The sequence below is a fragment of the Pseudomonas sp. LAP_36 genome (assembly GCF_019456785.1).
Lineage (GTDB): Bacteria > Pseudomonadota > Gammaproteobacteria > Pseudomonadales > Pseudomonadaceae > Aquipseudomonas > Aquipseudomonas tritici.
In genome coordinates, this window is the sequence record NZ_JAHZMS010000006.1 from 422,172 (window position 1) to 429,869 (window position 7,698).

Sequence of the window (7,698 nt, forward strand, 5' to 3'; positions counted from 1 at the left end):
CGGATCAGTACTGGCAATTAGACGTGACGCTTTGTCGCGCCTAGTCTGAGCACTGATCAATCCGTCGGTGGTACTGCCCCATGAACGCCAAGCGTCCAGTCTGCGCGGCGCCCGCTGTTGAAGCGCCTGCGCCCGCCGCCAGCCAGAGCTACCAGTTTTGCAACCTCGAACACACAGAAGTCGCCAGTACTGCATTGGCGGAAGAAGTGGCGTTGGCGATTGCCTATAACGACATCAGCCAGGCGGTCATGCTGGTAACGCCCACCGACCTGGAAGACTTCATCGTCGGCTTCAGCCTCGGAAGCGGCATTATCGACGACGTTAGCGACATATATGATCTTAAACTCAGCGGTTCGGGCTCGGCCCAATACGCTCAGGTGCAGATCTCCAGCCGTGCCTTCTGGAACCTCAAGCAGCAGCGCCGCCAGTTGGCCGGCACCAGCGGCTGTGGCCTGTGCGGCGTGGAAGCGGTGGAGCAAGCCTTGCCAGACCTGCAAGTGCTGCCCGGCGCACCCTTGCCGCCTGCCGAATGGCTCGACGGCCTGCGCCAGCGCATCAGCGCGTTCCAGCCCTTGGGCCAATACAGTGGCGCGGTGCATGCGGCGGTGTTTATGAACGGCCAGGGCGAATTGCTGCTGGGCCGTGAAGACATCGGCCGGCATAACGCCCTGGACAAGTTGATTGGCGCACTCATCCGTCAAAAGATCCCGACTGACGGCGGTCTGGCGATTGTCACCAGCCGTTGCAGCCTCGAATTGATACAGAAAGTCCTGCGCGCGGGCATCCAGACCCTGGTAAGCCTGTCGTCACCCACCGGCCTGGCCCTGCAATGGGCGCGCCGACACAACCTCAATCTCATCCACCTGCCGCAGAAAAGCGCGCCGCGGGTCTACAGCCCTGCGATGGAGTACCAGCCATGAGCAATCATCACCAAGCCGACCAAACCCCGACCCCACGCTACAAGCCCTATAAAGGCCCGGCGGGCGGCTGGGGCGCACTGATCAGCGTGGCCCAGGCGTGGCTGACCAGCGACAACGCGCTGAAAAACCTGCGCATGATGCTCAAGACCAACCAGAACGGCGGTTTCGACTGCCCGGGCTGCGCCTGGGGCGACTCGCCGGAAAGCGGCATGGTCAAGTTCTGCGAAAACGGCGCCAAGGCGGTGAACTGGGAAGCCACCAAACGTCGCGTGGATGCAGCGTTCTTCGCTAAGCACAGCGTCAGTGCCTTGATTGAACAGAGCGACTATTGGCTGGAATACCAGGGCCGCCTGACCGAGCCGATGCGCTATGACGCCGAAACCGACCGCTACCTGCCCATCAGTTGGGAAGCGGCCTTCGACTTGGTCGGCAAACACCTCAACGCCCTGCCTAGCCCGGACATGGCCGAGTTTTACACCTCGGGCCGCGCCAGCAATGAAGCCGCGTACCTGTACCAGTTGTTTGTACGCGCCTACGGCACCAACAATTTCCCGGATTGCTCGAACATGTGCCACGAGGCCAGCGGCGTGGCCCTGGCGCAGAGCGTGGGCGTGGGCAAAGGCACCGTGACCTTTGATGACTTCGAACATGCCGACGCGATTTTTGTCTGGGGCCAGAACCCCGGCACCAACCACCCGCGCATGCTCGAGCCGCTGCGCGAAGCGGTTAAACGCGGCGCCCAAGTGGTGTGCATCAACCCGCTGAAAGAGCGCGGCCTGGAACGCTTCCAACACCCGCAACACCCGCTGGAAATGCTCACCAACGGCGACAAACCGACTAATACCGCGTACTTCCGCCCGGCGCTGGGTGGCGACATGGCAATTCTGCGCGGCATGGCCAAGTTCCTGCTGCTGTGGGAACGCCAGGCCCAGGCCGAAGGCAAGGAAGCGGTGTTCGACCACGACTTCCTCAACGAACACACCGCTAATGTGCTGGATTACCTGGGCAAGATCGACGACACCTCTTGGGATGAAATCGTCGAGCAGTCCGGCCTGACCCTGGTCGAGATCGAGCAAGCGGCGCGCATGTACGCCAAAGGCAAGAACGTGATCATGTGCTGGGCGATGGGCATCACCCAGCACCGCCACTCGGTGCCGACCATCCAGGAAATCGCCAACCTGATGCTGCTGCGCGGCAACATTGGCCGCCCTGGCGCCGGCCTGTGCCCGGTGCGCGGTCACAGTAACGTGCAAGGCGACCGCACCATGGGCATCAACGAGCGCCCACCGGTGGCGTTTCTCGATTCTCTGGAGCGACGTTTCCAGTTCCAGGTGCCGCGTGACAACGGCCACAACGTGGTCGAGGCGATTCACGCCATGCTCGAAGGCCGCTCCAAGGTGTTTATCGGCCTGGGCGGCAACTTCGCCCAAGCTACACCGGACAGCCCACGCACCTTCGAAGCCTTGCGCAATTGCGACCTGACCGTACAGATCAGCACCAAGCTCAACCGCAGCCATCTGATGCACGGCAAAGACGCACTGATCCTGCCGTGCTTGGGCCGTACCGACATTGATATGCAGGCCGATGGCCCGCAAGCGGTAACGGTAGAGGACTCGTTCAGCATGGTGCACGGCTCCAACGGCCAACTGCAGCCGCTGTCGAAGCTGATGAAATCGGAGCCGGCAATCCTCGCGGGCATTGCGGCCGCCACCCTGGGTAGCAAACCCGTTGATTGGAATTGGCTTGTGGCGGACTACGGGCGTATCCGCGACCTGATCGCCGACACCATTCCTGGCTTCAAGGACTTCAACGAGAAGATCAAAAATCCGGGCGGTTTCTACTTGGGTAATTCCGCAGGTGCGCGCCGCTGGAACACGCCGTCGGGCCGCGCCAACTTCCGCCCGAACATCCTGCCCAAAGACCTGATCCACGAGCGCACCCACGCCACCGGCCGGATACCGGACCTGATCATGCAGTCGATGCGCTCCCACGATCAGTACAACACCACTATTTATGGCCTGGACGATCGCTACCGTGGGGTCAAAGGCCAGCGCGACGTGCTGTTCGTCAACGAAGCCGACATCATCCGCCTGGGCTTTAAGCCGGGGCAGAAGGCTGACATCGTATCGCTGTGGGAAGATGGGCGTGAACGCCGCGTGAAAGGCTTTACCTTGCTGGCGTTTGATATTCCGGCGGGCCAGGCTGCGGCTTACTACCCGGAAGTTAATCCACTGGTGCCGCTGGAAAGCACCGGGGATGGCAGCCATACGCCGACGTCGAAGTTCGTGGCGATCCGCTTGGAATCGGCAAGTGACAATGGCTTGATCATGGCCCGCTCGGCGTAATGCCCGCTCATTACAACCATGAATTCCGGGCACAAAAAAGGCCGCTTTTGCATAAAAGCGGCCATTCCCAAGTAGCTAAAGACTCACTAATTCGACTTAAGTTCCCCAGCTAAAACAGTAACTTAGCGAATTGTGTACAACTCGTGTTACTGGTCGGATTTCTATTGTCACAATGTCGACACAGCCTCAGGATCGCGCCGTCATCCTCTTGAGGTCTCTCTATGAAGTTCTCCTCGATTCTCTTGTTGTCCCTTGGCCTGGTCAGTGGCGCAGCCATGGCTGGTGGCACCACCGAAGCCGGTGTGGGCGGCGCATTGGGCGGGGTACTCGGTTCGGTTGTTGGCCAGTCGATCGGCGGCAACACGGGCTCGGCCATCGGCGCAGCCCTGGGCGGCGCGGGCGGCAGTGCGGTGGGTGCCGACAAACGCAGCCGTGGCGAAGCAGCCATCGGTGGCGCCTTGGGCGCAGCGGGCGGCAACGTGGTTGGCCGCAGCATGGGCGGCAACACCGGTAGCCTGATCGGCGCAGCCGCCGGCGGCGGTGCGGGTGGCGCACTGGGTAACTACATGGGTAACAAGAGCGATGACGACGACCGTCGTTCGCGTAGCCGTGATAACCGTCGGTATGACCGCGACGATCACCGTGGACGCGGGCATGCCTATGGGCATCGCAAGAACAAGCATCACTACCGTCACCGGTAAGTCAGCGGTCTGAACACCACTGCAAAAACCATGTGGGAGCGGGCTTGCCCGCGATAGCGTAGTGTCAGGCGACACTTTTTAACCTGAACTACCGCTGTCGCAGGCAAGCCAGCTCCCACAGTTGGCCTTCATTGTTTGCATGATCGTGGGTCAGGCCACCAACCGCTGCAACGCCTCGCGCAGCGAACCCGGAATCGTCACCGGCTGGTTCGACCCGCGATCCACAAACACATGCACAAAGCGCCCCGCCGCACAGGCTTCTTCCTCGCCTGCCTTGAACACCGCCAATTCGTACTGGACTGAGCTGTTACCCAACTTGCCCACCCGCAGGCCGATTTCGATGCGCTCGGGAAAAGCGATCGACGCAAAATAATCACACGCCGAACTCACCACAAACCCCACTACTTCACCGTCATGAATATCCAGGCCACCTTGTTCGATCAGGTAGGTATTCACCGCTGTGTCGAAGAAGCTGTAGTAAGTCACGTTGTTCACATGGCCATACACATCGTTGTCGTGCCAGCGCGTGATGATCGGCTGGAAGTGAGGATAATCGGCACGTCGTGGCACTGAGTCAGGCATCGGTAAGTCTCGCGGAGGTGGGTTTACAGGTCATTCAAATGGGCCTGCGCCCACTCGCGTACTTCAGCGTAAGGGTAATCTTCCAACGCAGCGAAACCGGGAATACCCCGCGCCTTCAACTTGGTAAACAACGGCACACTGATCCCGCCGAGGAAACGTGTCAGTCGTTCCGCGCCCGGCAGTTCTCCGGTGTGCTCATGATGCCTGTGGATAAAATCACCGCACAGCCCCATGAAGTTTTTATCCACAAGCGGCGGCAAGCCTGGCGGTGGCGGCAGGTGCGCGACGTGACCGTGGCACACCGAGCAATGCCCACAACGCTGCGGTGCATTTTCATCGCCGAAATACTGCGCCAGGCGCTGCCCCAGGCAGCGCTCGGTGGCGAACAGATCGAGCATCGCATGAATTCGTGCGACCTCGCCCACCTCATGCTGCTTGAAGCCTGTGTACAACTCAGTGCTCAAGACCTGTGGATCAAAATCGGTATCCAGCAGGCTGTAGACCTCCGTCATCTGCTTGCTTTCCAGCTCGATCAGGCCCTGCTCCTGGAAGTAATCCAGCGCCTTCACCACCCGGCTGCGTTCGGCATTGTGCTGTTGATAAAGTGCGTCGAAATCCACCGTCGCCCAGGTTTTCGCTCGTTTACATACCTGGATGATCGCCGCCACGAACTGCTGCCGCTCGCCGGAGAATCGCGCCAGCAAAGCCTCTGGCTCGATCAGGTACTTGAAGCGGTACTCGGCATAAAACGCGTAGCGCGGCGCAACCACGCCCTTTAGCTCCAGCTGCACCAGCAGGGTCTTCAACGGCAGTTCGCGGATATTGCTGTGGTCCGACAAAGACCGGAGCAAAAACTCCCACTGCCCATCGCCGCGCGCGGCCTGCAATTCTTCCAGCACCCGATGGATACCGTCCTGCTCCGGCGTATCGCCGTAGACGAAGTTTTCCAGCACATTGAGACTGTCGCGGTTGGCCAACACCAGGCAGTCAGACGGCTGCCCATCACGCCCCGCGCGACCGATTTCCTGGCTGTAGTTCTCGATGGACTTGGGCAGGTCAAAGTGCACCACGTTGCGGATGTCACTCTTGTCGATGCCCATGCCAAACGCGATGGTGGCGACGATGCAATTGGAGCGCCCGTCCATGAAGCGCTGCTGGATGCCCTCGCGCTTATCGTGGGGCAGACCGGCGTGATAGGCCTCGGCCTGGATACCGTTGCGGTTCAGATGCTCGGCAATCTGCTCGGCGGTTTTCTGCAGTGTGACGTAGACGATGCTGGGTTGATTGGCGCGCTCACTCATCCACTGGACCAAACGACGACGCTTGTCCGCACCGCTGACGGGTTCCACCAACAGATTGAGGTTGGGCCGGTAGAAGCCCGTGGTGACTACATCGTCCGGTGCAATGGCGAACTTCGCCTGCATGTCGGCAATCACCTTGGGCGTCGCTGTAGCTGTCAGCAACAGCGCTTGTGGGATATTGAACTGGCGCTGGTAGTCCGGCAGCTTCAGATAGTCCGGGCGGAAGTTGTGGCCCCACTCGGAAATACAGTGCGCCTCGTCCACCACCAGCAGCGAGATTTGCACGCTTTGCAGGAAGTTACGGAAGCGCTCGTTCTTCAAGCGCTCCACCGAAACCATCAGGATTTTCAACTCACCCGAGCGCGCACGGGCCATCACGTCATTGGCCTCATCGCGGCTCTGGGCCGAATCGATACTGCCTGCCGAAATACCGTGACGCTGCAAAAAACCAAGCTGGTCCTGCATCAACGCCAACAGCGGCGACACCACCAGCGTCAGGTGCGGCAGCAACACCGCCGACAGCTGGTAACACAAGGACTTGCCCGACCCGGTAGGAAAAATTGCCGCTGCAGAACGACCGGCCAGTACGGCGTTGACCGTTTGCTCCTGGCCCAAACGAAACTGTGGATAACCAAAGACCTGCTGGAGGGTGTCGTGCATAGGCTGTCACTCCATTGACCGCTGAGTTGGCTTAAAAACATAGCCTGGGAATCTCAGCGAATCGAGAAAGGTCGCAAGGAAAAAAGAGACAGGATGATACACAGGGTGCGGCGATGGCCTTGGGCCAAATCAGACAGATTCGATAGCGATTGTAGGAACACCTCAAACCAAATGTGGGAGCGTTTTCTGTTAAATCACTTTCAAGCTACAAATGCCGGAAACCGCTGTAAGAAACCTCTAACCCTCGCGCCGTACTTTTCCCAAACTGCTTCAAACAGTCGCTCGCCCCTCTGTAGATGTTACCCACCGCTGACGGAAAATAGCGTCCTCTCAACCGTTTCGGCTAAGACCCGTGAATATGGAAAGGACTCAACCCATAGTTCACTGCGGCGTCATCTTGACGGTGATTCGCCTTGTCCTCTTGGCTGCCAATCGCCAGGGTGGCTAATACAATGACCGACTACCTCGACTGGATCAGCCTGACCCTACTCTTTGCCGTTGCCGCCTTAGTTGAAAAAACACTCAAGCGCCCTGCCCTTAGAAAATGGTGTGGGCTGATCCTTGTGGTAATCGCTCCTACACTTCTATTCTGCGCGACCTCTTGGATAAGGGCGTCACAGATCGAGAGCCTGCTTGTCATCGCTTTTGTTACGGGCATTGCTTTGCTGATCCGCCAAACTAAATACCGCCACCCACACAACCATCCCCCTCACCCACTCCTGCGTGCCCCCACCATGAACCTGGCCCCTGACCTCCCCGAAGACCCCGTGATGCAGCAACTCCTGCAACTGCTGCACGAAGAAATCGGCCTGCCGAAACACAAGACGATCCGCCTGCAAACCTCACTCAACTTCGACCTGGGCTGTGACGGCAGTGAGGCCAAGCAACTCATGGAAGCATTGGAGCAGGAATTCGCGCTCGACCTCGGCGACTACGACACTTATCGTTACTTCAACCCACCGGTGTTTGATGTGTTTCTCAAGCGCCGGGCCAAAGGGCGAGGCGAGAAGGTGCCGTTGACCATCGGCATGCTCTACCTGGCTATCAAGACCCATAGCTGGGATACGCAGACGCTGGAGAATCTGAGCTGAGAGAATACAGATTTCGAACACACTGAAAGTCAAATGTGGGAGCAACTGTCTTGATGGTTTTCATCAAGCCATTTTTTCCAGAGGCGGCAACGCTCCCA

Annotated in this window: 6 protein-coding genes; 4 read left to right on the forward strand and 2 right to left on the reverse strand. The window is 59.2% G+C overall.

Going from position 1 to position 7,698, the window contains the following annotated elements; translation table 11 throughout:
* Positions 1 to 80 precede the first annotated feature (80 nt).
* The 3 genes from fdhD to JBO08_RS20875 all read left to right on the forward strand — a co-directional run bounded on the left by fdhD (position 81) and on the right by JBO08_RS20875 (position 3,966).
* Positions 81 to 920, forward strand: a complete 840-nt coding sequence (gene fdhD, locus JBO08_RS20865; protein WP_065875825.1) for a formate dehydrogenase accessory sulfurtransferase FdhD — start codon at positions 81 to 83, stop codon at positions 918 to 920.
* The gene (locus tag JBO08_RS20870) at positions 917 to 3,265 is read left to right on the forward strand and encodes an FdhF/YdeP family oxidoreductase (protein ID WP_065875826.1); all 2,349 of its coding nucleotides are present in this window, start codon (positions 917 to 919) and stop codon (positions 3,263 to 3,265) included. Before fdhD ends, JBO08_RS20870 begins: the two co-directional genes overlap by 4 nt.
* A 221-nt stretch (positions 3,266 to 3,486) precedes the next feature.
* The gene (locus JBO08_RS20875) at positions 3,487 to 3,966 is read left to right on the forward strand and encodes a YMGG-like glycine zipper-containing protein (protein WP_049710575.1); all 480 of its coding nucleotides are present in this window, start codon (positions 3,487 to 3,489) and stop codon (positions 3,964 to 3,966) included.
* 150 nt (positions 3,967 to 4,116) lie between these two features.
* Here the strand turns inward: JBO08_RS20875 and JBO08_RS20880 are convergent, their stop codons facing one another.
* Together JBO08_RS20880 and JBO08_RS20885 are read right to left on the reverse strand one after the other, a co-directional pair.
* The gene (locus JBO08_RS20880) at positions 4,117 to 4,548 is read right to left on the reverse strand and encodes a thioesterase family protein (protein WP_065875827.1); all 432 of its coding nucleotides are present in this window, start codon (positions 4,546 to 4,548) and stop codon (positions 4,117 to 4,119) included.
* A gap of 23 nt (positions 4,549 to 4,571) precedes the next feature.
* On the reverse strand, positions 4,572 to 6,509 hold the full coding sequence (locus tag JBO08_RS20885) for an ATP-dependent DNA helicase RecQ (RefSeq protein WP_065890237.1): 1,938 nt from the start codon (positions 6,507 to 6,509) through the stop codon (positions 4,572 to 4,574).
* Positions 6,510 to 6,961: 452 nt separating this feature from the next.
* On the opposite strand from JBO08_RS20885, the gene JBO08_RS28200 reads away from it, so the two are divergent.
* Positions 6,962 to 7,600 carry a DUF1493 family protein gene (locus JBO08_RS28200; protein WP_256548009.1) on the forward strand — a complete coding sequence of 213 codons (639 nt, stop codon included), beginning with the start codon at positions 6,962 to 6,964 and terminating at the stop codon, positions 7,598 to 7,600.
* Positions 7,601 to 7,698: the final 98 nt, after the last annotated feature.

Coding starts and splice junctions, on each gene's coding strand:
- JBO08_RS20885 (WP_065890237.1), bottom strand. CDS start 6,509: ATGCACGACACCCTCCAGCAGGTCTTTGGTTATCCACAGTTTCGTTTG.
- JBO08_RS20880 (WP_065875827.1), bottom strand. CDS start 4,548: ATGCCTGACTCAGTGCCACGACGTGCCGATTATCCTCACTTCCAGCCG.
- JBO08_RS28200 (WP_256548009.1), top strand. CDS start 6,962: ATGACCGACTACCTCGACTGGATCAGCCTGACCCTACTCTTTGCCGTT.
- JBO08_RS20875 (WP_049710575.1), top strand. CDS start 3,487: ATGAAGTTCTCCTCGATTCTCTTGTTGTCCCTTGGCCTGGTCAGTGGC.
- fdhD (WP_065875825.1), top strand. CDS start 81: ATGAACGCCAAGCGTCCAGTCTGCGCGGCGCCCGCTGTTGAAGCGCCT.
- JBO08_RS20870 (WP_065875826.1), top strand. CDS start 917: ATGAGCAATCATCACCAAGCCGACCAAACCCCGACCCCACGCTACAAG.